Source organism: Paragemmobacter amnigenus (assembly GCF_009908265.2).
GTDB classification, from domain to species: domain Bacteria; phylum Pseudomonadota; class Alphaproteobacteria; order Rhodobacterales; family Rhodobacteraceae; genus Paragemmobacter; species Paragemmobacter amnigenus.
In genome coordinates this window covers 176224-200982 of sequence record NZ_JAAATX020000010.1, presented here as the reverse complement: position 1 = coordinate 200982, position 24759 = coordinate 176224, and the positions used below count along the sequence as shown (strand labels likewise).

Genomic DNA, 24759 nt, shown 5'->3' with positions numbered 1-24759 from the left:
GGGCCGAACCACTGTCTCAATACCCGCGCGGCTTGGGCCAGGGCATCGTGAACTGGTCCGCCCGCTTCACAAAGCGATACCGCCAGAAGTGGAACCACAGCGACACCACGATGTAGAAACTCACCATCGCGATCAACTGGGTGCCATAGCCAAGGAACACCGCGAAATAGGTCACCGAGCACAGCGCGATCAGCAATATCGCCGGGATCGGGTGGAACGGATGCTCGTACCCGCGCTTGATCGTGTCCAGCGGCCACTTGCGCCGGAACAGGATCACGTTGATCGGCATGAACGTGTATCCCAGCAACCCCGACAGGATCGAGAAGGTGATCACCTGATCCAAGGGCGCCCCCAGCGCGAAGATCAGCGCGATGGGAACAAGGAAGATGATCGACCGGTAGGGCGTGCGGTACTGCGGATGCACCGCCCCGAACCACTGCGGCAGGTAATGGTCGCGCCCCATGGAAAACCACGCCCGCGACGCATCGTTGATGCAGCCATTGGCCGAGGCCAGCGTCGCGAACAGCGTCCCGAAGCCCAGGATGATGATCAGCGCATCCGACCCCGTCATCTGCGCCGCGCTGAACAGCGGCGCCACGGCCCCGTTCACCCCGTCACCCAGATATTCCCACGGCAGATAGCCCACGCAGATATACCACGTCAGCGTCGCCGCGATCAGCAGGGTCATGATGCCCGCCAGCGTGCCGAAGGGCAGCGCCCGCGCGGGCGACCGCACCTCTTCCGCCGCCTGCGTCGTGCCTTCGATGCCAAGGTAGAACCACAGCCCGAAATGCATCGCTGCCAGCACACCCAGCCAGCCATAGGGCAGGGCGGCCTGCCCCGACATCAGCTCGCCATGCGCCAGCATCGACCCCTCGCTCCACGGGGCCGAGGCGAAGAACAGCACGAGGATCGCGCAGAACGCAAAGGCCGTGATGATCAGGTTGAAGGTCAGCGTCGCCAGCACCCCGCGATAGTTCAGCCATGCCAGGAACATGATCGCCAGAATGATGAAGGGCCGCTGGTCCAGCGGTTCCGTCGCCCCCGTCATGTCTGCGGCGACCGAGATCAGATAGCCCAGCGTGATCGCGTTCCCCGCCTCAAGCATCGTATAGGCGAAGACCAGATAGAGGCCGACGTTGAACGCCATCAGCGGCCCCACGATATGCTTGGCCTGCGTATACTGCCCGCCCGCGGCGGCGACGGTCGAAGTCACCTCCGAATCGATCATGGCCACGCAGGAATACAGGATCCCCGCGAACCAGCAGGCGATCAGCGCCGCATAGGCCCCGCCTTTACCCACGGCAAAGTTCCAGCCCATGTATTCGCCCACAAGCACGATCCCCACGCCCAGCGCCCACACATGGGCAGGGCCGAGAACCCGCAGCAGGCCGACCTTGGTGCCATGCGGCCCCATGCCGTCCATCGTCTTCGATGTGATGTCGGTGTTTGCCATCATCTCACCCGTTCAGCTTGTGCTGTTCGACCATCGCCTCGATCTCGCCTTCGCGGGAGGAGGTGAGGACATCTTCCGAATAGGTGGTGTCGGTCTTGTACCAGTCCCACACCATGTGCAGCGCGAATAGTCCCGACAGGACCCACGCACCGGTTTCAATCATCGGCCACATCTGTCCTGCTCCCTCATTTCCCGTCGAACTTCTCGGCGATGACCTCGCGGTATTCCTTTTCGGAAAGCCGCAGCATCATCACGAAGTAACCCACGATCACCACGACCATCAGCGCCAGCGCACCCCATGTGAAGGAATAGTCGAACCGCGCGGTGATCATGTCATGGGCCGAGGCCGGATCGGCAAAGCCCAGCGCGTTCCAGCGCTCGACCATCACCTCGTTCTGGCCAAGGCTTTCCCATGTCGGGTTGTCGGCGGGCAGGGGCAGCTTGGACGATCCGGCCAGACCCAGCCACAGCGGGATGTACAGAGCGCCGATGGACAGGATCAGCAGGACGACCACGTCGATCATCTGGCCGATCTTGCTCTGTTTCGGGGGAATGTAACGTGCCATCCGCTCACCTCTTCGCGGCGCGGGCTTCATCAAGGAACTTGATGTCCAGCCCGTACATGAAGTCGCGATCCTCGCGGTAATGGCGCAGCATCGCCATGATCGCGGCGGTGTTCAGCACCAGAACGGTGAACCCGCCGGTCAGAAGCATCGTCCGCGCGCCCGACGACGGCGCGAGGGACCAGGTGGCAATCGCCACGAAGATGACGGCCAGCCACAAACCGATGACGAATGCCCAGGCAACGGACACGTCCCGTTTGTGCATGGCCTGAATCCGTGAATCCAGGTCTGACACAGTTTCCTCCCATGGCCCCCTCTTTTGCCGCTCCGCGTCCGGGCCATGACGCGGGGGTGTTCGCTGTGCGTGAACATTCTTTACCCAAGGGAAGCACCCCTGTGGCATTCTGTCAAAACATTTGCATAGAAAATGTGCGATGTGAAAACATCCTTGCCCTCTAGTTAAAAAAGTTTCTTCCCAGTTGAAACGTAAAATCTTCGGTGCTAGCGTGACCGTCAGAAGCGAACAGAGGAGTCGATGCCATGTGTGGAATCGTCGGGCTTTTCCTGAAGGACCCCAAGCTAGAGCCGCAGCTCGGTGCCATGCTCACCGACATGCTCATCACAATGACTGACCGCGGTCCCGACAGTGCGGGCATCGCGATCTATGGCCGCCCCGAAAAGGGCAAGGCCAAGCTGACCGTGCAATCTTCGGCCCCCGAGGCGGACTTCGCCACGCTGGCCGAAGACCTTGGCCGCGCCATCGCCGCCAAGGTGACGGGCCACGCCAAGGACACCCACATGGTCCTCGAACTGCCCGAGGACCGGCTTGAGGCCGCACGCCACGCCATGCGCGACCTGCGCCCCAAGGCCAAGGTCATGTCGGCGGGCGAAGGCATTGAAATCTACAAGGAAGTCGGCCTTCCCAAGGATGTCGCCGCGCGCTTCGAAGTCTCGCGCATGTCCGGCACCCACGGCATCGGCCACACCCGCATGGCGACCGAATCGGCCGTCACCACGATGGGCGCTCACCCCTTCTCCACCGGTGCCGACCAGTGCCTCGTGCATAACGGCTCGCTCTCGAACCACAACTCGGTCCGCCGCGTGCTGAAACAGGCGGGCATGACCTTCGAGACGGAGAACGACACCGAAGTCGCCGCCGCCTTCATCAGCCACAAGCTGCAGGAAGGCGCCAAGCTGGGCGAGGCGATGGAGGCCACGCTGACCGACCTCGACGGCTTCTTCACCTTCGTCGTGGGCACGAAAAACGGCTTCGGCGTCGTCCGCGACCCGATCGCCTGCAAGCCCGCCGTCATGGCCGAAACCGACCAATACGTCGCCTTCGGGTCCGAGTATCGCGCGATGGTCAACCTGCCGGGCATCGAATCCGCCCGCGTCTGGGAACCGGAGCCCGCCACCGTCTACTTCTGGGAACGCTGAGACCATGCAGACATTCGACCTCGCCGCCCAAGGGTTGCGCGCGCTGAACTCCACGCTCCACGGCCTGAAAGGCCAGACGAACCAGACCTCGTGGGAGATCATCAACCCCAAGGGCGCCCATGCCATCGCGGTGGGCCTCGACGCTCCCGTCGACGTCACTGTGCGCGGTTCGACCGGCTATTACTGCGCCGGCATGAACAAGCAGGCGACCGTCCGCGTCAAAGGCTCGGCCGGTCCGGGCGTGGCGGAAAACATGATGTCCGGCACCGTCATCATCGACGGTGACGCCAGCCAGTACGCCGGTGCCACCGGCCGCGGCGGGTTGCTGGTCATCAAGGGCAACGCCTCCTCGCGCTGCGGCATCTCGATGAAGGGTATCGACATCGTCGTGCACGGCAACATCGGCCACATGTCCGCCTTCATGGCGCAGTCGGGCAACATGGTCGTCCTCGGCGACGCGGGCGAGGCGCTGGGCGACTCGCTCTACGAAGCGCGCCTCTTCGTGCGCGGTTCCGTCAAATCGCTGGGTGCCGACTGCATCGAAAAGGAAATGCGCCCCGAACATCTGGCGCTCCTTGCCGACCTGCTGAAACGCGGCGAGGCCGACCATCTGGCCAAACCCGAAGAGTTCAAGCGCTACGGCTCTGCCCGCAAACTCTACACCTTCAATATCGACAACGCGTCGTCCTACTGAGGCTGCAAGAAGAATGAGCGATTTTCCCCATACGCCGCCCAAGCAGTCGTGGACCTTCTCCAACGACATCAACGCCGAAATCCGCCGCGCCGCCGCAACCGGCATCTATGACATCCGCGGTGGCGGGTCCAAGCGCAAACTGCCGCATTTCGACGACCTGCTCTTCCTCGGCGCCTCCATCTCGCGCTATCCGCTGGAAGGCTACCGCGAGAAATGCGCGACCGACGTCTGGCTCGGCACCCGCTTCGCCAAGAACCCGATCCACCTCGACATCCCGATCACCATCGCGGGCATGTCCTTCGGCGCGCTTTCGGGCCCCGCCAAGGAAGCGCTGGGTCGCGGTGCCTCGGCGGCCGGCACCTCCACCACCACCGGTGACGGCGGCATGACCGAGGAAGAGCGCGGCCATTCCAAGACGCTCGTCTACCAATACCTGCCGTCCCGCTATGGCATGAACCCCGACGACCTGCGCCGCGCCGACGCGATCGAGGTCGTGGTGGGGCAGGGCGCCAAACCGGGCGGCGGCGGTATGCTGCTCGGGCAAAAGATTTCCGACCGCGTCGCCATGATGCGCAACCTGCCCAAGGGGATCGACCAGCGCTCGGCCTGCCGTCACCCCGACTGGACCGGTCCGGACGATCTGGAAATCAAGATCCTCGAAATCCGCGAGATCACGAACTGGGAAAAGCCGATCTACGTCAAGGTCGGCGGCGCGCGCCCCTATTACGACACTGCCCTTGCCGTGAAGGCCGGCGCTGACGTGGTGGTGCTGGACGGGATGCAGGGCGGCACCGCCGCGACGCAGGACGTCTTCATCGAAAACGTCGGCATGCCCATCCTCGCCTGCATCCCGCAGGCCGTGAAGGCGCTGCAGGACCTCGGGATGCACCGCAAGGTGCAGCTGATCGTCTCGGGCGGCATCCGCACCGGGGCCGACGTGGCCAAGGCCATGGCGCTGGGCGCCGATGCGGTGGCCATCGGCACCGCCGCGCTGGTGGCGCTGGGCGACAACGACCCCGCGCTCGAGGCCGAATACAACAAGCTCGGCACCACCGCGGGCGCCTATGACGACTGGCACGAAGGCAAGGACCCCGCGGGCATCACCACGCAGGACCCCGAACTCTACAAGCGGTTCGACCCCATCCTCGGTGGTCGCCGCTTGAAGAATTACCTCAAGGTGATGACGCTGGAGGCGCAGACGATCGCCCGCGCCTGCGGCAAGAATCACCTGCACAACCTCGAACCCGAGGATCTTTGCGCGCTGACCATCGAATCCGCCGCCATGGCGGGCGTTCCGCTGGCCGGCACAAGCTGGATCCCCGGACGCAACGGCTTCTGAAGACACACGGCGCAAAGCCGGACAAAGGACAGGACAGGGAGTTTTAAATGGCAAAAGATCTTGCCAAGTGGGCCGAATCCAAGGGTGTCAAATATTTCATGGTCTCCTACACTGACCTCTTCGGAAGTCAGCGGGCCAAACTGGTTCCGACGCAGGCGATCAACGACATGGCCGTGGACGGGGCAGGTTTCGCCGGTTTCGCGACATGGCTCGACCTGACCCCCGCCCATCCCGACATGATGGCTGTTCCCGATCCCGAAGCGGCCATCCAGCTTCCGTGGAAACCCGAAGTCGCATGGGTCGCCTCGAACTGCGTGATGGAGGACAAGCCCCTCGCCCAGGCACCGCGCAACGTCCTGCGCCGTCTGGTCGACGAAGCCGCCAAGGAAGGTCTGCGCGTCAAGACCGGGGTGGAGCCGGAATTCTTCCTGCTCACCCCCGAAGGCGACAAATGCGCCGACCCCTACGATGCGGCCGAAAAGCCCTGCTATGACCAGCAGGCGATCATGCGCCGCTACGACGTGATCTCCGAAGTGTCCGACTACATGCTGGACATGGGCTGGGAACCCTACCAGTCCGACCACGAAGATGCGATCGGCCAGTTCGAGATGAACTGGAAATATGACGACGCGCTGCAGACCGCCGACAAGCTGTCCTTCTTCAAATTCATGATGAAGTCGGTGGCCGAAAAGCACGGCCTGCGCGCGACCTTCATGCCCAAGCCCTTCAAGGGCCTGACCGGATCGGGCTGCCACGCCCATATCTCGGTCTGGTCGGTGGACGGCAAGACCAACGCCTTCTCGGACCCGACCAAGGAACTGTCCCTGTCGGATCAGGGCCGCCACTTCCTCGGCGGGATCATGAAGCACGCCTCGGCGCTGGCCGCGATCTGCAACCCGACCGTGAACAGCTACAAGCGCATCAACGCCCCCCGCACCTCCTCCGGTGCGACCTGGGCGCCGAACACGGTGACGTGGACGGGCAACAACCGCACCCACATGGTCCGCGTCCCGGGCCCGGGCCGGTTCGAACTGCGCCTGCCTGACGGGGCGGCGAACCCCTACCTGCTGCAGGCGGTCATCATCGCCGCCGGTCTGGACGGCGTCCGCACCAAGGCAGACCCCGGCCGCCGCTACGACATCGACATGTACCAGCAGGGCCATACCGTGAAGGGCGCGCCGAAACTGCCGCTGAACCTTCTCGACGCGCTGCGCGAATACGACAAGGACCGCACGCTGAAATCCATGATGGGCGAGGAATTCTCCTCCGCCTACCTGAAGCTGAAGCATCAGGAATGGAACAGCTACGTGTCCCACTTCTCGCGCTGGGAGCACGAGAACACGCTGGACATCTGATCCGTCTTCCCCTGAAGGCGACCCTTCCCGCCGGAGCGATCCGGCGGGTTTCTTTTTGCGCGGTTCCCCCCTGCAATCCCCGCCCCGGGCCTGACCCGGGGCCTCCACCACCTCCGGCGTACCGCCAGACGCAGAGGTCCCGGGTCAGGCCCGGGACGCACTGGCTTTCCCTTGCGGCGGGCGCTTGCGCGCAGGGCAGCGAAAAATTATACAGCGTACAAATAGCGGACCCGCCCCATGCCCCCCACCACCGGCGCCCTTACCGGCCACGCCTTCATCGCCACCAGCCTCGACGGCTATATCGCCCGCCCCGACGGCACGCTCGACTGGCTCCTGTCCCGCGATGACCCTGCGGAAGATCACGGTTACGACGCCTTCATCGCCACGATGGACTGCATCGTCATGGGCCGCGGCACCTTCGAGTCGGTCCTGACCTTCCCCGAATGGCACTACACCCTGCCGGTCCTCGTCCTCTCCAGCACCCTGCAAACCATCCCCGCCCACCTTCAGGGCAAAGCCACCGTCGCCGACCTCTCTCCGCAACAGGCCATGGCCCACCTCGCCGCCTGCGGCCACCGCCGCGCCTATATCGACGGCGGGCAGATCATCCAGTCCTTCCTGCGCGCCCGCCTGATCGAAACGCTGACCATCACCACCGCCCCCGTCCTCATCGGCGCAGGCCGCCCGCTCTTCGGCACGCTCCCGCAGGACATCCCCCTGCAACACGACACGACAACCGCCTTCCCTTCCGGCCTCGTCCAATCCACATGGCGCATGGCATGACCGCAGGCCGCCCCCGCACGCCGCGCCTGACACATGACGCCATCCTGACCGCCGCGCTGGACCTTCTGACCCAAGGCGAAGCCGCCCTGACCATCCGCGCCCTCGCCACCCGCCTGAACGTCACCCCCATGGCCGTGCAGCATCATATCGGCAGCCGCGACGCCCTGATCCGCGCCCTTGCCGACCGCTGCCACGCGGATATCGACGCCCCCGACCTGCGCGGGCTGATGACCGCCTATACCGCCGCCATCCGCCGCCACCCCGACCTGACGCTCGCCCTCTTCCGCCTCGCAGGCCCCTTGCCGACGCAGGCGCAGCGCATCACCGACCGCCTCCACAGCCTGCTCCGCGACCGTGGCCTGACCGACGCCACCGCCACCGTCTGGCGCGACATCCTGATCGATTGGGCGCATGGCATGGCCCTGTCCCGCGCGCCCGACGATCCCGCCCCCGCGCTGGACGCGTTGCTTCAGGCCATCCGCACGTAGTGCAACCCCGTGAACCGCGCCCGCATCTCGCGCACCCGCGCCGCCACCGCGCCGGGATCGTTCCCCCGCAGCCCCTCGGCAATCAGCGCGGCCAGCGCCGGCGCATCCGCCACCGTCACCCCCCGCCGCACCAGCTCCGGCGTGCCGATCCGCAGCCCGTTCAGGTCGCCGTCAACCGCAGCAATCGGCAACCCGATCCCGCAGGCCAGAAACCCCGCCTTCCGCAACGTCTTGCTCGCCGCCTGCCCGCCGCCGAACCCCGCCGCCTCCACCGCGAACTGGTGGCTTGTCGTCATCCCCCGATCCGCCGCAAAGACGGGCACCCCCGCCGCCGCCAATTCCCGCGCCAGCGCCTGCGCCAGATCGACCATCGCCTGCGCATAGGCCCGCCCATGCGCGCGCCAATCCAGCAGCGAAATCGCCAAGGCCGCCGACTTCCCCGCATCGAAATTCGCCGTCATCCCCGGAAAGGCGATATGGTCCAGCCGTTCCGCAATCCCCGCATCCCGCGTCACGATCAACCCGCCCGCAGGCCCGCCCAGCGATTTATAGGTGCTCATCGTCATCAGATGCGCCCCCTCGTCCAGCGGATTGGCCCAGACACCCCCCGCGATGATCCCGCACTGATGCGCCGCATCGAACAGGACGAACGCCCCCACCTCGTCGGCAATCGCCCGCACCTCGCGCACCGGATGGGCAAACAGGTTCAGCGACCCGCCGATGGTGATGATCTTGGGCCGCACCCGATGCGCCAGCGCCCGCAGCCCCTCAAGATCCACCGTATAGCCATCCGCATTCACCGGCGCGTCATGCGTGACCAACCCATACAGCCCCGCACAGCCCGCCTTGTGATGCGTCACATGCCCGCCCACCGCAGGCGGCGGCGCGATGATCGCATCCCCGGGTTTCGCCAGTGCCATGAAGCCGTAAAGGTTCGCCATCGCCCCCGAAGCACACCTGATCTCGGCATAGGACGCGCCGAACACCTCCGCCGCCAGTTCCGCCGCGATGACCTCGATCTCCTCGATCGCCTCCAGCCCCATCTCGTACTTGTCGCCCGGATAGCCCAGCGACGGCCGCGACCCCAACCCCCGCCCCAGCGCCGCCTCGGCCCGCGGGTTCATCACATTCGTCGCGGGGTTCAGGTTGAAGCACTCGTGGTCGTGGATCTCCAGATTGCGCGCGATCAGCGCCTCCACCCGCGCCTCCACCGCCGCGGACTCCGCCGCTGCCACACGCCCCGCCAGCGTCAGGACATGATCCTCGCAGGCGGCAGGCACCCAGTTCCGGCGTTCAAGATGCGTCATGGCGGAAACTCCTCTGTTGCCCGCCAAGATCAGCACCACATCCCCCTTGCCCGCAAATCAGAAATGCGAAAATCTAGGGTCAGAAAATCTAAGGCTAACCATGCCCGTCGCCCCGCCCCGCCCGAAAGACCTGCCCCTCACCGCGCTCCGCGCCTTCGAGGCTGCGGCCCGCCTTGGCGGTTTCGCCGCCGCCGCGCAGGAACTGGGCGTCACCCCCGGCGCGGTGACGGCCCATGTCAAGCAACTCGAATCCACCCTCGGCGCCCCCCTCTTCACCCGCACCCCGCGCGGCGTGCGCCTCACGGCCCTTGGCCAGCAGACGCTTCCCGCCTTCACGGCCGCCTTCGACGCGCTGGGCACCGCCGTGAACGACCTGCGCTCCGCAGCGGCCCCCCGCACCGTCCACATCGCCACGCTGCCCGCCATCGCGCAACTCTGGCTCTCGCCCCGCCTGCCCGCCCTGCGCGCCGCAGCGCCCGACATCACCGTCTCCATCACCGCCCTCGAAACCCCGCCGAACCTGAAACGCAGCCCCTATGACCTGTCGCTCTTCTTCGACGACACCGCCCAAGGTCGCCTGACCCCCGACACCATCTTCCCCGTCTGCGCCCCCGCCCTCGCCGCCCGCCTGCGCGGCCCCGAAGACATCGCCCGCTTCCCCTGCCTGTCGGACGCCACATGGTCCGACGACTGGCACCTCTGGTCCCAGACCCTCCCGGACCCGCCCCCCATCCCGCAGGGTCCGACCTTCTCGCTCTACGCCCTCGCGGTCGAGGAATGCGTGAACGGCGCGGGCCTGCTGATCGGCCACGAAACGCTCGTTGCCGCCCACATTGCCGACGGTCGCCTGATCGCCCCCTTCCCGCAGCGCCTGACGCTGGAGCGTGGCCTCCGCCTCTGGTCCGACCGCCCCCTCCGCCCCGGCACGGCGGCGCGCTTCGTGGCGGACTGGCTCCGCCGCGCCCCCTTTCCTTCCCCCGCGCCGACCGCTACCCATCCCTGATGGAACCCCACAAGCCCCGCACGATCATCGGAATCGCCCTCATGCTGGGCGCCATGGCGGTGCTGCCCTTCCTCGACGTGGTGGCCAAGACGCTGGGCAATCAGGGCATGCCCATCCTCCAGATCGTCTGGGCCCGCATGGCCTTCGGCGCGCTCCTGACCTTGCCCTTCACGCTGCGCCATGGCGGCGCTGCGGCCATCCGCCCCGACCGCCCCGCCTATCACACGGTCCGCGCCACGCTCCTCGTCGCCGCGACCTTCCTCTTCTTCTCCGCTCTGAAATACCTGCCCATCGCCGACGCGCTGGCGATCTTCTTCGTCCAGCCGCTGATCCTGACCGCCATCTCCCCCATCCTGCTGAAGGAAAAGGTCGGCCCCCGCCGCTGGGCCGCCGTCGCCGTGGGCTTCGCGGGCACCCTCATCATCATCCGCCCCGGCTTCAACGAACTGAACCCGGGCACATTGCTCGCCCTCGGCGCGGGCGCCTGCCTTGCCGTCTACTTCGCCATGACCCGCCGCATTTCCGGCACCGCCCCCGCCATGGTGACCACCTTCCACACCAGCCTGATGGGCACGATCCTCACCACCCTCGCCGTGCTCCCCCTGTGGGAGCCGCCAACCCTGACCCAATGGGGCCTCCTCTTCCTCATCGGCCTCATCGCCACCGTGGGCCACTACCTGATCGTGCGCGCCTACGACCATGCCGAGGCGTCACTCCTCGCCCCCCTCGCCTATACGGAAATGGTGATGGCCACCTTCGCCGGGTGGTGGTTCTTCGGCGACTTCCCCGATGGCCCCACCTTCGCAGGCGTCGCCATCCTCATCGCCTGCGCGACCTACATCTCGATCCGCGAACGCAAGGCCGCGCCAAAGGAAAACCCGACCCGGGCCTGACCCGGGGCCGCCCATGGACCCAGAGGTCCCGGGTCAAGCCCGGGACGGGGTCTTTCCCCCGTCAGATCAGCCCCAGATCCCGCGCCACGATCACCGCCTGCGTCCGGTTCGACGCCGACAGCTTCTTGCAGATCGAGGTGACATGCATCTTGATCGTCGGCTCCGCCAGCTTCAGGTCGTTGGCGATTTCCTTGTTCTGCTTGCCCTCGGCCAGATAGGACAGGACCATCATCTCCTTGTCCGACAGCCGCCCGTTCTTGGTCTGCCGCCCCGCATTGTGCCGCTCGCGCACCAGTTCCAGCGGCATGTAATGCTCGCCCGCATGCATGAAGCGGATGGCATTGGCCAGAGACCGCACGCCCGTCGTCTTCAGCACGATGCCCGACGATCCCGCATTCATGATCTCGTCCAGCATCCGCGGCGTCGGGTTGCCGGTGATGATCGCCACCGGCTTGCTGCCATTGGCACGGATCGCCTTCCGCAGCCCCGCCACGCCGTTCATCCCGGGCATGTTCAGGTCCAGCAGCACCACGTCATAGGGGCCGTTCTCGGTGATCATATCCACCGCGTCGTCCAGATTCTTCGCGGTTGCCACGTCCATGTCGGGGGCCGACGAAAGGTACATCGCAAACACATCGAGGACCATCTCGTGGTCATCGGCAATCAAAATGCGGATCTTGCCGGTTCCTGCACCAGTCATGGACATCTGCCTGTATTCCTCCATTCCAAGAGCCGGATGCAAAACGGACATGTATGGCTCGTCCTGGTCTGCCGACTTTCGCCAGCAACTCACATCGGCAAGGATACGTTCTTCAAACGGTAAGACAATCATCCTCGGGCCGGAACCCGACTAAGTTGAAAGCATACCATACTTACGGATGGGAAGGCATCCGTAATTGGAATAGTGAAACCGCGTCCTTTTGGTATCTTCTGCCCTAATTATCCAATTGTGGAGTTGCCCGATGCCGATCCTGTCCGCCGCCACGCACCGTATGGCGGCCTTTTGCGTTGTCCTTCTTGCAACGCTCGCACCTGCCCGTGCCGAACTCGCCACCCCTGCGGGCGAGGTGATCCTCACCGTGGGCGGCGCCATTTCCGAAACCAACGGCGACGGCACAGCCAGCTTCGACATGGCCATGCTCCAGGCCATGCCCTCCAGCGAATTCTCCACCAGCACGACCTGGACCGACGGAACCAAGGCCTTCAAGGGCGTGCCGCTGAAAACCCTGCTCGACAGCCTCGGTGCCAAGGGCAGCAAGGTCATCGCCACCGCCCTGAACAACTATTCCGTCGAAATCCCGATGGAGGCGATCCGGGACGGGGTACCGATCATGGCCTATACGATCGACGGTGCGGAATTCTCGCGCCGTGACAAGGGTCCGCTTTGGATCGTGTTCCCCTATGACAGCAGCGCGGAATACCAGACCGAACTTGTCTACGGCTGGAGCATCTGGCAGCTCGCCTCCCTGACCGTCGTCGAATGACGCTTCTCCCGGCCCCGATCTCGGGGCCGGTTCGTTTTCCCGGGTAAATGTGATGAGCAAGTTTTTCGACGAAGCCCTCGAAGAGAGCCGCCTCTCGCGCGCCGCCGTCCGGGTGCGGCACGTGATTCTCGGCATATGCTTCTGCCTGACGCTGGGCGCGATGGGTTATGTCTTCGTCAAGATCGACCGGGAACTGGACAGGTCCGCCTCGGTCAACTCCGACAACGTCACATGGACCCTCGCCCAGATCGAGGTCGACGCCCTGAAACTCCAGCGCGCCGTGATCCTCGCCTCGGAACGCCCGTCCGATCCCGCCGCCCTCGACGATCTGCGGCTGGCATTCGACATCTTCTACAGCCGGTTCAACATCCTCTCCCGCTCCGACCAGCTCCGCAGCCTGCCCGTCACCAGCAGCCTGCGCGAGGAACTGTGGTCGCAGGGTGCCTTCTTCGAACGCGTCACCCCCCTGATCGACGGCGATGACGCGACGCTCGGCGCCGCCGTCCCCGCCCTGCGCGTGGAAATGGACACCATCACCGACCGTGTCCGCGAACAGGTTGTGGGCTCGCTCCAGACCCTGATGGAGGCGGGCGATTCCCGCCGTACCGAACTGCGCCGCTCGCTTCAGGTCTTTGCCTCGGCCTCGCTGGGTCTGCTGGGGCTGATGGCCGCGCTCTCGCTCGTCATCATCCTGCAGAACCGCGCGCAGAGCCGCCGCTCGGAAACCACCGAGCGCGCCATCCACAACCTTCGCGCCACCATCGAAAGCTCGCTCGACGCTCTCATCATCGCCGATGTCCACGGCCAGATTACCGATTGCAACGGCGCGGCCGAGGCGCTCTTCGGCCGCAGCCGTGACGAGGTGCGCCGCGTCCGCTTTGCCCAGCTTCTGGGCCGCGACGGCCATGACGACCCGCTGGCCAGCCTGCATCACATGATCCGCTCCAACGCCCCCGAACTGCAGGACGGCCGCCTCCAGATGGCCGCCAGCCGCGCCGACGGCGGCCGCGTTCCGGTCGAGGTGGCGCTCGCCGAAGCCAAGGGCGCCAGCGGCGAGCCGATGTTCATCGCCTTCATCCGCGACATCTCCGAACGCATCGAACGCGAGGAAAGCCTGCGAAAGGCCCGCAACGACGCGCTCAAGGGCGAAGAGGCCAAGTCCCGCTTCCTCGCCGTCATGAGCCACGAGATGCGCACGCCCCTGAACGGCCTCATCGCCGCGACCGAGTTGCTGCAAAGCTCCACCGATCTTGACCAGCGGCAAAGCTGGCTGTCGGAAATCGTGCTCTCCTGCGGTTGGGCGGCGCTGGATCAGGTCAACAACGTGCTGGAACTCACCCGTCTCGGCTCGGAGCAGTCGGCCAGCTATCAGGTCACCGATTTCTCGCCCGTGCAGGTCATCCGCGACCTCATGCTGCAAAACCATCCCCACGCGGCCAAGCGCGGCAACATCCTGCAATTCGAGGAACCCGAAACCCCCGTCGCCAAGGTCTCCGCCCCGCGCCAGCTTTTCCTGCGCGTGCTCTACAACCTGATCGGCAACGCCATCAAATTCACCGATGCAGGCTCGGTCACCGTCCGGCTTGCCACCGACCTGCGCGATGGCGGCTCGCGGCTGCACCTGACCGTTTCCGTCATCGACACCGGCATCGGCATCGCCGAAGGCGACCTCGAACGCATCTTCCACAATTTCGAAACCCTCGACGCCTCCTACGCGCGGATGCGCGAAGGCACCGGCCTCGGTCTCGGCATCGCCAAACTCTCGGCCGAGGCGATGGGCGGCACGATCCGCGTCTCCTCGGCGCTGGGCAAGGGCTCCACCTTCACCTTCGACGTCACCCTTCCCGTCGCCGTCGAAGCCCCCGCCCATGCCAGAGACGATGCCCCGCTGGCCGAGGACGAGGTGCCCGCCCTCAACATCCTCGTGGTCGAGGACAATCCGATCAACAGCCTCCTGCTGACCGAGATGCTCCGCCTGCGCGGCCACACCGTCACCACCGCCGCCGACGGTGTCGAAGCCGTGGAACACGCTGCCGCAATCGCCTTCGACATGATCCTGACCGATATTTCCATGCCCCGCATGGACGGGCTGGAAGCCACCCGCATCATCCGCCGCGAAGGCCTCTGCCGCACCATTCCGATCATCGGCGTCACCGCCAATGCCAGCCCCGACAAGATGCCCGAATTCCTTGGCGCCGGCATGACCGACGTGCTGGTCAAGCCGATCACCCGCGCCGCGCTCGTGGCCGTCATCGCCAATTACGCCCGCGGCACCGCCCGTACCCGCCAGCGCCCCGCCCCCGCGCCGGACGTCGCCGTTCCCGTCATAAATGCCGATGTGTTCAGCGAAACGCTGGAAGAGATGGGCCGCGACTTCGTCGAACGCATCGCCGACCGCCTGCTGCACGAGACCGAGTCCGTGATCATCCAGCTCGAGGATCTGGGCAGTGTCGGCTCCTTCGCCGATGCGGGCAAGGCCGCGCACAAGACGGCGGGGGCCGCGGCGGCCATCGGCCTGTCCGGTCTGCACTCCGCCCTCGCCAGCTATGAACGCGCCGCCAATGAATGCGACGCCACGGCGGCCTCCTCGGCGCTCGACGACATCCGCCGTATCCTGCCGCGCACCGTTGCGGAACTGCGCGACAAGGGCCTCGCCCTCGCGCTCAGCCGCGCCGCGGCGGAATAGTCACTCCTCCGCATCCTTTCCCAGCGCCGCGAACTGCGCCGAAAGGTCGATGGCCAGCGGCTTGGGCTTGCCCGCGGGGGCGATGGATTTGGCCTCTGCCTCATCCGCCGCCTCCAGCGCGGCAAAGGCCGCCGCGGCATCCATCACGGGGGCGGGGCGGGCCCGTGTCGCCGTTGCGGGATCGACGACCTCGGCCTCCTCCATCGCGGCAAAGGCGGCCGACGGGTCCAGCGCCGCCCTGCCGCGCGGGCGCGGGGCAGGAGGGGCCACCGCCTCGCCCCCTGCCACCTCCGGATCGGCGGGCGCGGGCGGCACCCGCATCACCGGCCCCAACTCCTCCAGTGCGGCCATCGCGGCGACATGGTCCACCACCGCCCCCCGCACGGGCGCCAGCATCGCCCGCGCCTCGTCCTCGTCCGCCGCCGCCAGCGCGGCAAAGGCCGCCGCGGGGTCCACCATTCCCGCAGGCGGGTCCGCCGCCACCACCGCCTCGGACAACGCATCCAGCGCGGCCAGCTTGGCCAGATCGGCATCGATCCCCGCAGGCAGCCCCCCCTGCGACGGTCCCGTGGCAAAGGCCGCCAGCGTCTCCATATCCTCGATCACGGGGCCTGATCCCTTGCGCCCCTTGACCTTGCCGCCCTTGGCCGCCTTGCGCGGCGGTGCGGCCACGGCGGGCGGGTCCTCGGGGAACATCGCGCTGTCATCGGCCAGCCCGCTCAGCGACGCCACGGCGGCATCCAGATCGTCAAGGATCACCGTCTCGCCGCCGCGCCCTGCCGCGTCCCCGTCGGGCTCCGTATCGGGCGCGGCGTCCGGCGGCGGCCCGTCGACCTGTTGCGCCGCATCGGTCCAGGATGCAGGCACGAAGGCCTCCGCAGGCGCGGCCCCCGCCGCCTCGGCCACGTCGCCCTCGGGCTCCGGCGCGACGAACAGCAGCTTGGCCGCATCCTCCAGGCTGACCGACATCATCGACCCCTTGGACAGCGCCTTGGGCGGTCTTGGCGGCTTGGGCTCCTCTGCCACAACGGCCACAGGCTCCGGCGGGACCACCACCAGCGGTTCCGGCTCCGCCGCCTGCCTCCGCGGCATCTCCAGCGCCCGTCGCAACAACTCGATCCGCGCCGACAAAAGCACCCGCCGCCGCAAGCCCGGCCCTTCTGCCGCCGCCACCGGCTCCAGCCGCACCAGCGCCTCGTCCGGATGCAACCCCTCCACGGCCTTCAACACCGCGCGCGCCGCCCGCTGCAATGCCGTCTTCTTCCGTGCCGCCGCCATACCGACCCCGCTTCCCGACCCAACTGGCACGCCCCTTGCAAGACCCGCGCCTGAAAGCGCCGGACCCTTCCGGCAGGAACCAGAGGGCACAGACAATGACGGTCGGTTTCCGCGAAACGATAGGGCTGCACGCGCAGGCCCTCGTCCTGCGCGAAAGACGGGGCGAAATCCTCGCCTCCAACATCGCCAATGCCGCCACCCCCAACTTCAAGGCCCGCGACTTCGACTTCGAGTCCGAACTCGCCCGCTCCATGGGCACCGGCGGCCCCGACCGCACCGCCGCCGGCCACATGGGCACCGCGCTGGCCGACGGCCAGCTCGGCTATCGCGTGCCCGTGACCACCTCGCTCGACGGCAATACGGTGGAACTCTCCACCGAACAGATGGAATTCGCGGAAGAACTGAACGTCTACGAAATCGCCGAAATCCTCGGCGTCACCACGGGCCGTGTCAGCCAGATCAAGAAGGCGGCCGTCGGCCGCCTTCGGGAAAGCATCACCGCGATGGAAGGCGACGACTGATCAGCCGAAGATCGGCGTGATCTCGGACCCCGCCGCGATCCGCTTGGACCATTCATGCACGTCCTGCCCGATCCTCTCGGCCAGACCGGGGATCGCGGCAAAGGCGGCAAGCGCCGAAAAGTCCCGCGTCGCATCCGGGGTCACATGGGCCGCGTCGAACCGCCGCCACACCCCGTCCGCGCCCCGCGCCTCGGCATGGGCGGGCGTGCCGCGCACCGCCCATTCCATCCCGTAAAGGTCATAGAGGAACTCGCCCTCGGGCATCACCGCGTCGCGGTGGTGGATCATGTGCATGCGCACATAGTCGAAGGTCGCATTCCGCGTCCGCTTGATGATCTCGGCCGCCATTTCCGGCCAGCCTTCCTCCAACCCGTTGTCCAGCAGCACCCAGGCATCCTCCGTGCCCGTGATGCGGAAGGCGAACTTGTCCGTCTCCTCGTCCCGCGCGATGTCGTGATGCACCTCGCCGATCCGCAGCCGCGCCATCGGCCTGAACGCCTCGGGCTCCGGCTCCGCCGCCAGCACCGGCTCCTCGACCGCCATCCCCTGCGGGTCCGACAGACGGAAGCCATGGGTGTAAAGGATCGCCTTCGCGGGCTGGGTCAGCAGCAGCATCCCGTTCGACAGCTCGGCCAGCCCCGCGATCCGCATGGCCATCGACTCCGCGCTCGACGGCAACCGCCCCGAGGCAAAGCGCATCAGCCCGGTCAGCGCGGGCGATGCCGCGCCCACGTCGATCTCGGCCACATCCTCGATCACGCCCAGCGTCTGGCGCGCCAGAACGCGGATCACCGATCCCGCCATGGCCACGCCCACCGACAGGATTCCCGCCAGTTGGCTCAACTGCTGCAACACCGTCTCGGACAGGTCGCGCGACCGGCTGTCCATCAGCCCCAGCACACCCAGCACCCGCCCGCCCGGCGATTTCAGCGCGAAACCGGCCCAGAAGGCCAGATCGCCCAGCCCCGCCGCCACCATCTCGTCCTTCATCGATCCCGCATCCATCTGCGCGATCCCCCGCCCGTTGGGCAGCAGCGCGGGCGGCAGGTCATGCACCCCCTCCAGCGGCGGAAAGAAGGCAATCCGCATCTCGCCCGTCTCCTCGTCCTGCAGCCGGATGCAGGCCCTCTCGCAGCCCGCGATGGACCGCGCCAGTTCCGCAACGCTCGCAAAATCCGGCGGCTCGACGAACATGCGCGGGGCACGCGGCGCCTCCGGCACCGCCGATTTCAAGCCGTAAAGATGGGCGACTGCCATTCCTGCCTCCTGCGCGTGGGTCCGCTCACCAGAACGGCTTGCCCCGCGCGGGATTTAGGGACGGCTCAGAAGATCACGACGCCCAGCAGCGCGGCCCAGCCCGCCACCGCCCCCGATACCGCCACCGCAATCCACAATCCGCGCGGCAGCGCCAGTGTCGGCACCACCTCGCCGGGACGGCGATAGGCGCGCCCGAAATCGGGATCGGGCCGATAGACCGGCAGGCCGTGGGTGGCGTCGCTCATCTTCCTTGTCCTCACGTTCTGCCGCGCATCGACTCGCGCGGGCATGACGGGCATTGTGCCAGTCGGACGGGCAGCTTTCGCCTTTCCACCGGTTCGCCGATCCGTCTCTTTCGGACAAATACCATCCGTAAGAACGGGTTGGGTGCCGGCCCATGCGGATGCTTCCCTCGCGCCAAAGGTCACGGTATACAACGGTATGCGGCAATCTCTGACCGACCTCTACGATGCCCGCGTGGCACAGGGCACGCTCCGCGCCGATCCGGCGCAACATGCCGTGCTGCCTGCGCTCGACGCCCTGCGCGACTGGCTCGAAGCCAATGCCGAACGCCGCATCGGCCTCTTCGCGGGCCTCTTCGCCAAACCGCTGACCCCGCCAAGGGGTCTTTACCTCTGGGGCGGTGTCGGGCGGGGCAAATCCATGCTCATGGACCTCTTCACCGAGGCGACCGCGATCCGCGCCAAACGCCGCGTCCATTTCCACGCCTTCATGCAGGACATCCACAAAGGCATGCACGAGGCGCGCAAGCGTGGCGTCGAAGACCCCCTCGCCCCCGTGGCCGATGCGATCATCAGGGACACGCGCCTCCTCGCCTTCGACGAAATGCAGATCACCGACATCACCGATGCCATGGTCGTGGGCCGCCTCTTCGAAAAACTCTTCGCCGCCGGTGTTGTGATCGTCACCACCTCGAACCGCCCGCCCGAGGATCTGTACAAGGACGGCCTCAACCGCGCGCTCTTCCTGCCCTTCATCGACCTGATCCGCGACCGGTTGCAGGTGGTGAAACTCGAAAGCCCGACCGACTACCGCCAGCACCGCCTGCACGGCGCGCAGGTCTATTTCCACCCCGCAGGCCGCGTGCAGGGCCAGATCGCCGCCATCTGGTCCGACCTGACGGGCGGAGCGGCGGGCGAACCCCTGCGCCTTGCCGTCAATGGCCGCACCGTGGAACTCCCGCGCTTCGCCAACGGTGTCGCCCGCGCCACCTTCTGGGACCTCTGCGCCCGCCCCCTCGGCCCCGCCGACTTCCTCGCCATTGCGCAGAACGTCCGCGTCCTGATCCTCGAGGACATCCCCCAGCTCTCGGCATCGAACTACAACGAGGCCAAGCGCTTCGTCACCCTCATCGACGCGCTCTACGAGGCGCGCGTCCGCCTCATCTGCTCCGCCGCCGACGAACCCGAACGGCTCTACCTCGAAGGCACCGGCGCCTTCGAATTCGAACGCACCGCCTCCCGCCTGCGCGAGATGCAGGGGGCGGACTGGGGGGCGTAAGGCCGCGCTTGAATGTCGTATCTGTATAGTGTAAAGATACACTATACAGTCTGTACCGAGTGGCCATGAAGATCCGCAACGTCCTGCATAAGGGACTTCGCCGTTTCATCGAGACGGACGATCCGTCTGGCCTTCACCCTCCCGCCGTGGAAAAACTGCGCCGCATCATCTCGTTCCTGCAAGCGATGGATCACGAAGACGACCTGCGCGCGGTCCCGTCGTGGAACGCGCATCTTCTCTCCGGCAACCTGCGCGGAACATGGAGCCTGTCCGTCACCCGCAACTGGCGCCTGACCTTCCGCATCGACCGCGACGGGCTGGAAATCATCGACCTCGACTATCAGGACTACCACTAGGAACCCCAACCGATGCCCCAGGACCTCCAACTGCTCAATCCCGCCCATCCGGGTAGCTTCGTGCGGGATGACATCATCGCCCCGCTCGGCCTGACCGTCACCCGCGCGGCGGAAATCCTCGGCGTCACGCGCGCCGCGCTCTCGGCCGTGCTCAACGCGCGCGCGGGCCTGTCACCCGAAATGGCGTTGCGGATCGAAAAGGCCTTTGGCGTGTCGATGGAAACGCTCTTGCGGATGCAGACCAACCACGACATCGCCCTGACCCGCCGCAGGGCGGCCCAGATCGACGTCGCCCGCTATCACGGCGAACCGGCCACCTTCACCTGACCCGTTGCGGACTGACCGCATCACAGTCCGCTGCGTGCTGACACTCTGCGGTACAGCCATCGGCACAACCGCCGGTACGACCCGCTCAGCCCGCCCAGGCCTGCCACAACAGCCGCGCCGCCATCGCGGTCGAGGTGGCGACCAGCAGCGGCTTGATCAGCCGCGCCCCCACCCGCATCGCCAGCCGCGCCCCCAGCGATGCCCCCGCAACCTGCGCCGCAGCCATCCCCAGACCCACCGCCCACCACATCGCCCCCGACGGGATGAACACGCACAAGCTGCCGATATTGCTGGAAAAATTCAAAAGCTTCGTATGCGCCGTCGCCTTCAGGACGCCATATCCCGCCAGCATCACGAAGGCCAGCATGAAGAACGACCCCGTCCCCGGCCCGAAGAACCCGTCATAGGCCGCGATCAGCGGCACCGCCGTCACGGCAAACACCCCTGGCCGCATCCGCTGCACCCGGTCAATGTCGCTAAGCCCCGGTTTCAACGCGAAAAAAAGCGCCACCGCCACAAGGATCACGGGCATGACCACCCGCAACACCCCCACCGGAACCAGATGCGCCACCAGCGCCCCCAGCCCGCCGCCGATGGCCGAAATCACCGCCATCCCCAACTGGTCCCGCAACCGCACATGCCTCGCGCGGGCATAGGTCACCATCGCCGTCCCCGCCCCGAAGGTGCCCTGCAACTTGTTGGTCGCCAAGGCTTCCACCGGATTTGCCCCCGCCAGCAACAGCGCCGGAACCGAGATCAGCCCCCCGCCCCCCGCGATGGAATCGACGAACCCCGCCACAAAGGCGGCAAGGATCAGCAGAAGGGCGGTCTCGGTGGCGATCTCGAACAGCATGCCGCCTTCATCCCCGCCCCGCAGGGCGAAGTAAACCCCCGTCGCTCCTGCCTTGCGCGGGGTGCGGGCCGGTCGCTAATCTGTCCCGCAACCACGCCGCCGGAGGACAGATTGAAAACGCTCGCCGCCACGCTCCTCCTGTCGCTCGCAGCCCTGCCCGCGATGGCGGAAAACCGCTTCACCATCGACGCCAACGTGTTGATCTACAACACGTCTTTCCCCGTCGACGCGACGCTGGTCGACCCCGCCTCGGGCATGACCGCCGAAGACACGCGCGGCGACATCGCGTATGAGGATATCGGCGCCCTCCGCTCCATCCTCGACCGCAATGCCGACCGGATCGACACGATGCGCCTCACCTCGGACGGCGGCTATATCGAGGCCGCCTATGACATGGCCGCCATCGTCGCCGATTACGGCCTCAAGACCGAGGTGCAGGGCGAATGTTCCAGCGCCTGCGCGGTGATCTTCGCCGCGGGGACCGAGCGGCGGATGAACAAGGGTGGCCGCATTGGCCTGCACCCGCCCAGCTGGGGCGTGGAAAGCATCCGCAGCTACTATCTCGACTGGCGCGAGGATTCCGGCTGGAAGGACGAATTCGCCTTCTCCGAATGGGTTTACGAGGAAGGCCAGCGCGACGCGACCAAGGTCTTCGCCCATTTCATCAACCACGGCGTCAGCGCCGAATTCGCGGTCAAGATCGCGACCATCGGCATGAACAGCATGTGGTATCCCACGCGGAAAGAGATGGAGGAGGCGGGTCTCCTGACCCCCGCCCCGCAGGCGGATTGAGGCAGGACGGCAGGTTAACCCACCGTTTGCCCCTTCGCCCCAGACTGTCCCCCGAATACCCGCCCCGGGCTTGACCCGGGGCCGCCGCCAAAGCCGCGCAGGAGGTCCGATCTCAGACCGCGGGACAAAACCCCACACGGCTGATCCCGAAACGTCGAACTCACGCCACGAACTCCTCGCGCCGATACCCCTGTATGAACAGAAGGGCCGTCAGGTCCCCATGGTTGATGCGTATGTCGCATTCCGCCGCCACCACGGGCTTCGCGTGCAAGGCCACGCCCGCCCCCGCCCGCTTGAGCATCCCCAGATCATTCGCCCCGTCGCCCACGGCCATGACCTCATCCTCGGTGATGCTTAACCGTTTGGTAATATCCACCAGCGCGTCCACCTTCGCCTGCTTGCCAAGGATCGGTTCCGCCACTGTGCCCGACAGGAAATCCCCTTCCGCATTCAGCGTATTGGCGCGGTTCTCATCGAACCCCAGCACCGCCGCGATCCGCGACGTGAACGCCGTGAACCCCCCCGACACCAGCGCCGCATAGGCCCCGTTCGCCCGCATCGTCGCCACCAGCGCCGGCCCCCCCGGCATCAGCGTGATCCGGTCGCGGATCACGTGGTCGATCACCGCCACGGGCAGCCCCTTCAACAGCCCCACCCGCTCGCGCAGTGCCGATTCGAAGTCCAGCTCGCCATTCATCGCGCGGCGCGTGATGTCGGAAACACGCACCCCCACCCCCGCCTCGTCGGCCAGTTCGTCGATGCATTCCTGCCGGATCATGGTCGAATCCATATCCGCCAGCAGCACCCGCTTCCGCCGCCCCTCGGCCCGCTGCACCACCAGATCGACGCGCAGGGATTGCAGCCCTTCCCACACCTCCCACCGGTTCAAGGGCATGGTTTCCAACGGGAATTCCGCCGCCACCCCGGGGTCCAGCCAGACCGCATCCCCCCCGCCCCAGGCATTGCGGACCGACTCCACCATGGCGCGGTCAAGAACGGGCGTGTCGGGATTGGTCAGCAGGGTCGCGATGAACATCAGGTTTCCGATAGTGAACTTGCGCGTCGCTTTCGCACGACGTTCCGCCGCTTTAGGGCAATTTTCCGCCTTGTGCCACCCCGACCGCCCCGCTATCCCCATCCGTGGGACACCCCTCCCCAACGAGGGGCTTTTAGCTGGAAGGCTACCATGACAGACCTGACTCAACCGGCACAGCGCCCGGCCAATCCGCGCTTTTCCTCTGGCCCCTGCGCCAAGATCCCCGGCTTCACCCTGAACCACCTTGCCGATGCGCCGCTGGGCCGCTCGCACCGCGCGGCGGTGGGCAAGGCGAAACTGCAGGAAGCCATCGACCTTACCCGCGAAATCCTGAACGTCCCTGCCGATTACCGCATCGGCATCGTCCCCGGCTCCGACACCGGCGCCGTGGAAATGGCGATGTGGACGATGCTCGGCGCCCGTCCGGTGGAAATGCTGGCATGGGAATCCTTCGGCGAAGGCTGGGTCACCGATGTGGTGAAACAGCTCAAACTCGACGCCACCGTTAAAAAGGCCCCCTACGGCCAGATCGTCGACCTTGCGACCGTGAATTTCGACGCCGACGTGGTCTTCACCTGGAACGGCACCACCTCCGGCGTCCGCGTCCCGAATGGCGACGCCATCCCCGCCAACCGCGCGGGCCTCACCATCTGCGACGCGACCTCTGCCGCCTTCGCGATGGACTTGCCCTGGGACAAGCTCGACGTCACCACCTTCTCCTGGCAAAAGGTGCTGGGCGGCGAGGGCGCGCACGGCATGCTGATCCTGTCCCCCCGCGCGGTGGAGCGTCTGGAAACCTACACCCCCGCCTGGCCCCTGCCGAAAATCTTCCGCCTTACGTCGAAGGGCAAACTGATCGACGGCATCTTCGTGGGCGAGACGATCAACACCCCCTCCATGCTGGCGGTGGAAGATTACCTCGTCGCCCTCAAATGGGCGAAATCCTTGGGCGGGCTTAAGGGCCTTGTCGCGCGGGCCGAGGCGAATGCCCGCACCGTCTGGGATTTCTGCGCCGCCAACCCGTGGATCGCGAACCTTGCCGAAGATGCCGCGACCGCCTCCACCACCTCCGTCTGCCTGAAATTTACCGATCCCCGCATCACCGACGGCGCGGCCTTCGCCAAGGCCGTGGCGAAACGGCTGGAAAAGGCGGGCGTGGCCTATGACGTGGGCGCCTATCGCGACGCCCCCCCCGGCCTGCGCATCTGGTGCGGATCGACCGTGGAAACCGCCGATGTCGCCGCCCTGATGCCGTGGATCGCCCACGCCTTCCACGCGGAAATCGCAGCACTGGCGCAGGCCGCCTAAGGAAACCCCGCCCGGGGCCTGA

The 24759-nt window shown here is 66.4% G+C and carries 27 protein-coding genes; 16 read left to right on the top strand and 11 right to left on the bottom strand.

Annotated features, from left to right (window positions below; translation table 11 throughout):
* Positions 1-16: 16 nt before the first annotated feature.
* From GU927_RS15185 to GU927_RS15170, 4 genes are read right to left on the bottom strand one after another with little or no spacing between them, the layout of a single operon-like run.
* Entirely contained in the window at positions 17-1456 is a 1440-nt protein-coding gene (locus tag GU927_RS15185) for an APC family permease (protein WP_232489229.1), read from the bottom strand.
* Positions 1457-1460: 4 nt separating this feature from the next.
* The gene (locus tag GU927_RS15180; protein ID WP_217765690.1) at positions 1461-1628 is read right to left on the bottom strand and encodes a hypothetical protein; all 168 of its coding nucleotides are present in this window, start codon (positions 1626-1628) and stop codon (positions 1461-1463) included.
* A gap of 13 nt (positions 1629-1641) precedes the next feature.
* A complete protein-coding gene (locus GU927_RS15175; protein ID WP_161763304.1) occupies positions 1642-2022 on the bottom strand; it encodes a hypothetical protein in 381 nt (126 codons plus the stop codon).
* A gap of 4 nt (positions 2023-2026) precedes the next feature.
* Positions 2027-2284, bottom strand: coding sequence for a hypothetical protein (locus tag GU927_RS15170; RefSeq protein ID WP_161763303.1), 258 nt, complete (start codon positions 2282-2284; stop codon positions 2027-2029).
* A 275-nt stretch (positions 2285-2559) separates the two neighbouring features.
* Here GU927_RS15170 and GU927_RS15165 point away from each other — a divergent pair, with 275 nt between their 5' ends.
* The 6 genes from GU927_RS15165 (at position 2560) to GU927_RS15140 (ending at position 8115) form a co-directional block, all read left to right on the top strand.
* Entirely contained in the window at positions 2560-3456 is an 897-nt protein-coding gene (locus GU927_RS15165; RefSeq protein ID WP_161763302.1) for a class II glutamine amidotransferase, read from the top strand.
* A 4-nt stretch (positions 3457-3460) separates the two neighbouring features.
* Positions 3461-4150 carry a GltB/FmdC/FwdC-like GXGXG domain-containing protein gene (locus GU927_RS15160; protein WP_161763301.1) on the top strand — a complete coding sequence of 230 codons (690 nt, stop codon included), beginning with the start codon at positions 3461-3463 and terminating at the stop codon, positions 4148-4150.
* A 13-nt stretch (positions 4151-4163) separates the two neighbouring features.
* Positions 4164-5489, top strand: a complete 1326-nt coding sequence (locus GU927_RS15155; RefSeq protein ID WP_161763300.1) for an FMN-binding glutamate synthase family protein — start codon at positions 4164-4166, stop codon at positions 5487-5489.
* Between the two features lie 47 nt (positions 5490-5536).
* Positions 5537-6844, top strand: coding sequence for a type III glutamate--ammonia ligase (glnT, locus tag GU927_RS15150; protein WP_161763299.1), 1308 nt, complete (start codon positions 5537-5539; stop codon positions 6842-6844).
* A gap of 237 nt (positions 6845-7081) precedes the next feature.
* Positions 7082-7627: a dihydrofolate reductase family protein gene (locus tag GU927_RS15145; protein WP_161763298.1), complete on the top strand. Its 546-nt coding sequence runs from the start codon at positions 7082-7084 to the stop codon at positions 7625-7627.
* The gene (locus GU927_RS15140; protein WP_161763297.1) at positions 7624-8115 is read left to right on the top strand and encodes a TetR/AcrR family transcriptional regulator; all 492 of its coding nucleotides are present in this window, start codon (positions 7624-7626) and stop codon (positions 8113-8115) included. Before GU927_RS15145 ends, GU927_RS15140 begins: the two co-directional genes overlap by 4 nt.
* Here the strand turns inward: GU927_RS15140 and GU927_RS15135 are convergent.
* Positions 8097-9422, bottom strand: coding sequence for a serine hydroxymethyltransferase (locus GU927_RS15135; protein WP_161763296.1), 1326 nt, complete (start codon positions 9420-9422; stop codon positions 8097-8099). The two genes, GU927_RS15140 and GU927_RS15135, sit on opposite strands and share 19 nt — an antisense overlap.
* A 100-nt stretch (positions 9423-9522) precedes the next feature.
* On the opposite strand from GU927_RS15135, the gene GU927_RS15130 reads away from it, so the two are divergent.
* Entirely contained in the window at positions 9523-10425 is a 903-nt protein-coding gene (locus GU927_RS15130; RefSeq protein ID WP_161763295.1) for a LysR family transcriptional regulator, read from the top strand.
* Positions 10425-11318 (top strand): DMT family transporter, encoded by an 894-nt coding sequence (locus GU927_RS15125; RefSeq protein ID WP_161763294.1) that lies wholly within the window; start codon positions 10425-10427, stop codon positions 11316-11318. The genes GU927_RS15130 and GU927_RS15125 overlap by 1 nt, the downstream gene beginning before the upstream one ends.
* Before the next feature lie 61 nt (positions 11319-11379).
* Here GU927_RS15125 and GU927_RS15120 read toward each other — a convergent pair whose 3' ends face one another.
* Complete coding sequence (locus GU927_RS15120) at positions 11380-12018, bottom strand: response regulator transcription factor (protein ID WP_161763293.1); 639 nt, start codon at positions 12016-12018, stop codon at positions 11380-11382.
* A gap of 262 nt (positions 12019-12280) precedes the next feature.
* Here GU927_RS15120 and GU927_RS15115 point away from each other — a divergent pair, with 262 nt between their 5' ends.
* On the top strand, positions 12281-12802 hold the full coding sequence (locus GU927_RS15115; RefSeq protein ID WP_161763292.1) for a molybdopterin-dependent oxidoreductase: 522 nt from the start codon (positions 12281-12283) through the stop codon (positions 12800-12802).
* A 52-nt stretch (positions 12803-12854) separates the two neighbouring features.
* Complete coding sequence (locus GU927_RS15110) at positions 12855-15488, top strand: hybrid sensor histidine kinase/response regulator (RefSeq protein ID WP_161763291.1); 2634 nt, start codon at positions 12855-12857, stop codon at positions 15486-15488.
* On the opposite strand, the gene GU927_RS15105 is transcribed toward GU927_RS15110, so the two are convergent.
* Positions 15489-16766: a hypothetical protein gene (locus tag GU927_RS15105; RefSeq protein ID WP_161763290.1), complete on the bottom strand. Its 1278-nt coding sequence runs from the start codon at positions 16764-16766 to the stop codon at positions 15489-15491. It abuts the gene before it with no gap.
* A 95-nt stretch (positions 16767-16861) separates the two neighbouring features.
* Between GU927_RS15105 and flgB the strand changes: the two genes are divergently transcribed.
* On the top strand, positions 16862-17287 hold the full coding sequence (gene flgB / locus GU927_RS15100; RefSeq protein ID WP_161763289.1) for a flagellar basal body rod protein FlgB: 426 nt from the start codon (positions 16862-16864) through the stop codon (positions 17285-17287).
* On the opposite strand, the gene GU927_RS15095 is transcribed toward flgB, so the two are convergent.
* The gene (locus GU927_RS15095) at positions 17288-18544 is read right to left on the bottom strand and encodes a hypothetical protein (protein WP_161763288.1); all 1257 of its coding nucleotides are present in this window, start codon (positions 18542-18544) and stop codon (positions 17288-17290) included. It lies immediately after the preceding gene.
* Between the two features lie 65 nt (positions 18545-18609).
* Positions 18610-18789 carry a hypothetical protein gene (locus GU927_RS15090; protein ID WP_161763287.1) on the bottom strand — a complete coding sequence of 60 codons (180 nt, stop codon included), beginning with the start codon at positions 18787-18789 and terminating at the stop codon, positions 18610-18612.
* A 196-nt stretch (positions 18790-18985) separates the two neighbouring features.
* Between GU927_RS15090 and zapE the strand changes: the two genes are divergently transcribed.
* From zapE to GU927_RS15075, 3 genes are all read left to right on the top strand, one after another.
* Complete coding sequence (gene zapE / locus GU927_RS15085; protein WP_161763286.1) at positions 18986-20065, top strand: cell division protein ZapE; 1080 nt, start codon at positions 18986-18988, stop codon at positions 20063-20065.
* A gap of 65 nt (positions 20066-20130) precedes the next feature.
* Positions 20131-20421 (top strand): type II toxin-antitoxin system RelE/ParE family toxin, encoded by a 291-nt coding sequence (locus GU927_RS15080; RefSeq protein ID WP_161763285.1) that lies wholly within the window; start codon positions 20131-20133, stop codon positions 20419-20421.
* Between the two features lie 12 nt (positions 20422-20433).
* Positions 20434-20748: a HigA family addiction module antitoxin gene (locus GU927_RS15075; protein ID WP_161763284.1), complete on the top strand. Its 315-nt coding sequence runs from the start codon at positions 20434-20436 to the stop codon at positions 20746-20748.
* A gap of 85 nt (positions 20749-20833) precedes the next feature.
* Here the strand turns inward: GU927_RS15075 and GU927_RS15070 are convergent, their stop codons facing one another.
* Positions 20834-21598: a TSUP family transporter gene (locus GU927_RS15070; protein WP_161763332.1), complete on the bottom strand. Its 765-nt coding sequence runs from the start codon at positions 21596-21598 to the stop codon at positions 20834-20836.
* A gap of 114 nt (positions 21599-21712) precedes the next feature.
* Between GU927_RS15070 and GU927_RS15065 the strand changes: the two genes are divergently transcribed.
* Positions 21713-22393, top strand: a complete 681-nt coding sequence (locus tag GU927_RS15065) for a COG3904 family protein (RefSeq protein WP_161763283.1) — start codon at positions 21713-21715, stop codon at positions 22391-22393.
* Between the two features lie 160 nt (positions 22394-22553).
* Here GU927_RS15065 and serB read toward each other — a convergent pair whose 3' ends face one another.
* Positions 22554-23429 (bottom strand): phosphoserine phosphatase SerB, encoded by an 876-nt coding sequence (gene serB, locus GU927_RS15060; protein WP_161763282.1) that lies wholly within the window; start codon positions 23427-23429, stop codon positions 22554-22556.
* 150 nt (positions 23430-23579) lie between these two features.
* Between serB and GU927_RS15055 the strand changes: the two genes are divergently transcribed.
* Positions 23580-24737 (top strand): phosphoserine transaminase, encoded by a 1158-nt coding sequence (locus GU927_RS15055; protein ID WP_161763281.1) that lies wholly within the window; start codon positions 23580-23582, stop codon positions 24735-24737.
* Positions 24738-24759: the final 22 nt, after the last annotated feature.

Bases quoted from the DNA above. Each gene is read 5' to 3' on its own strand.
- GU927_RS15185 (WP_232489229.1), bottom strand. From the start codon at position 1,456: ATGGCAAACACCGACATCACATCGAAGACGATGGACGGCATGGGGCCG.
- GU927_RS15180 (WP_217765690.1), bottom strand. From the start codon at position 1,628: ATGTGGCCGATGATTGAAACCGGTGCGTGGGTCCTGTCGGGACTATTC.
- GU927_RS15175 (WP_161763304.1), bottom strand. From the start codon at position 2,022: ATGGCACGTTACATTCCCCCGAAACAGAGCAAGATCGGCCAGATGATC.
- GU927_RS15170 (WP_161763303.1), bottom strand. From the start codon at position 2,284: ATGCACAAACGGGACGTGTCCGTTGCCTGGGCATTCGTCATCGGTTTG.
- GU927_RS15165 (WP_161763302.1), top strand. From the start codon at position 2,560: ATGTGTGGAATCGTCGGGCTTTTCCTGAAGGACCCCAAGCTAGAGCCG.
- GU927_RS15160 (WP_161763301.1), top strand. From the start codon at position 3,461: ATGCAGACATTCGACCTCGCCGCCCAAGGGTTGCGCGCGCTGAACTCC.
- GU927_RS15155 (WP_161763300.1), top strand. From the start codon at position 4,164: ATGAGCGATTTTCCCCATACGCCGCCCAAGCAGTCGTGGACCTTCTCC.
- glnT (WP_161763299.1), top strand. From the start codon at position 5,537: ATGGCAAAAGATCTTGCCAAGTGGGCCGAATCCAAGGGTGTCAAATAT.
- GU927_RS15145 (WP_161763298.1), top strand. From the start codon at position 7,082: ATGCCCCCCACCACCGGCGCCCTTACCGGCCACGCCTTCATCGCCACC.
- GU927_RS15140 (WP_161763297.1), top strand. From the start codon at position 7,624: ATGACCGCAGGCCGCCCCCGCACGCCGCGCCTGACACATGACGCCATC.
- GU927_RS15135 (WP_161763296.1), bottom strand. From the start codon at position 9,422: ATGACGCATCTTGAACGCCGGAACTGGGTGCCTGCCGCCTGCGAGGAT.
- GU927_RS15130 (WP_161763295.1), top strand. From the start codon at position 9,523: ATGCCCGTCGCCCCGCCCCGCCCGAAAGACCTGCCCCTCACCGCGCTC.
- GU927_RS15125 (WP_161763294.1), top strand. From the start codon at position 10,425: ATGGAACCCCACAAGCCCCGCACGATCATCGGAATCGCCCTCATGCTG.
- GU927_RS15120 (WP_161763293.1), bottom strand. From the start codon at position 12,018: ATGACTGGTGCAGGAACCGGCAAGATCCGCATTTTGATTGCCGATGAC.
- GU927_RS15115 (WP_161763292.1), top strand. From the start codon at position 12,281: ATGCCGATCCTGTCCGCCGCCACGCACCGTATGGCGGCCTTTTGCGTT.
- GU927_RS15110 (WP_161763291.1), top strand. From the start codon at position 12,855: ATGAGCAAGTTTTTCGACGAAGCCCTCGAAGAGAGCCGCCTCTCGCGC.
- GU927_RS15105 (WP_161763290.1), bottom strand. From the start codon at position 16,766: ATGGCGGCGGCACGGAAGAAGACGGCATTGCAGCGGGCGGCGCGCGCG.
- flgB (WP_161763289.1), top strand. From the start codon at position 16,862: ATGACGGTCGGTTTCCGCGAAACGATAGGGCTGCACGCGCAGGCCCTC.
- GU927_RS15095 (WP_161763288.1), bottom strand. From the start codon at position 18,544: ATGGCAGTCGCCCATCTTTACGGCTTGAAATCGGCGGTGCCGGAGGCG.
- GU927_RS15090 (WP_161763287.1), bottom strand. From the start codon at position 18,789: ATGAGCGACGCCACCCACGGCCTGCCGGTCTATCGGCCCGATCCCGAT.
- zapE (WP_161763286.1), top strand. From the start codon at position 18,986: ATGCGGCAATCTCTGACCGACCTCTACGATGCCCGCGTGGCACAGGGC.
- GU927_RS15080 (WP_161763285.1), top strand. From the start codon at position 20,131: ATGAAGATCCGCAACGTCCTGCATAAGGGACTTCGCCGTTTCATCGAG.
- GU927_RS15075 (WP_161763284.1), top strand. From the start codon at position 20,434: ATGCCCCAGGACCTCCAACTGCTCAATCCCGCCCATCCGGGTAGCTTC.
- serB (WP_161763282.1), bottom strand. From the start codon at position 23,429: ATGTTCATCGCGACCCTGCTGACCAATCCCGACACGCCCGTTCTTGAC.
- GU927_RS15055 (WP_161763281.1), top strand. From the start codon at position 23,580: ATGACAGACCTGACTCAACCGGCACAGCGCCCGGCCAATCCGCGCTTT.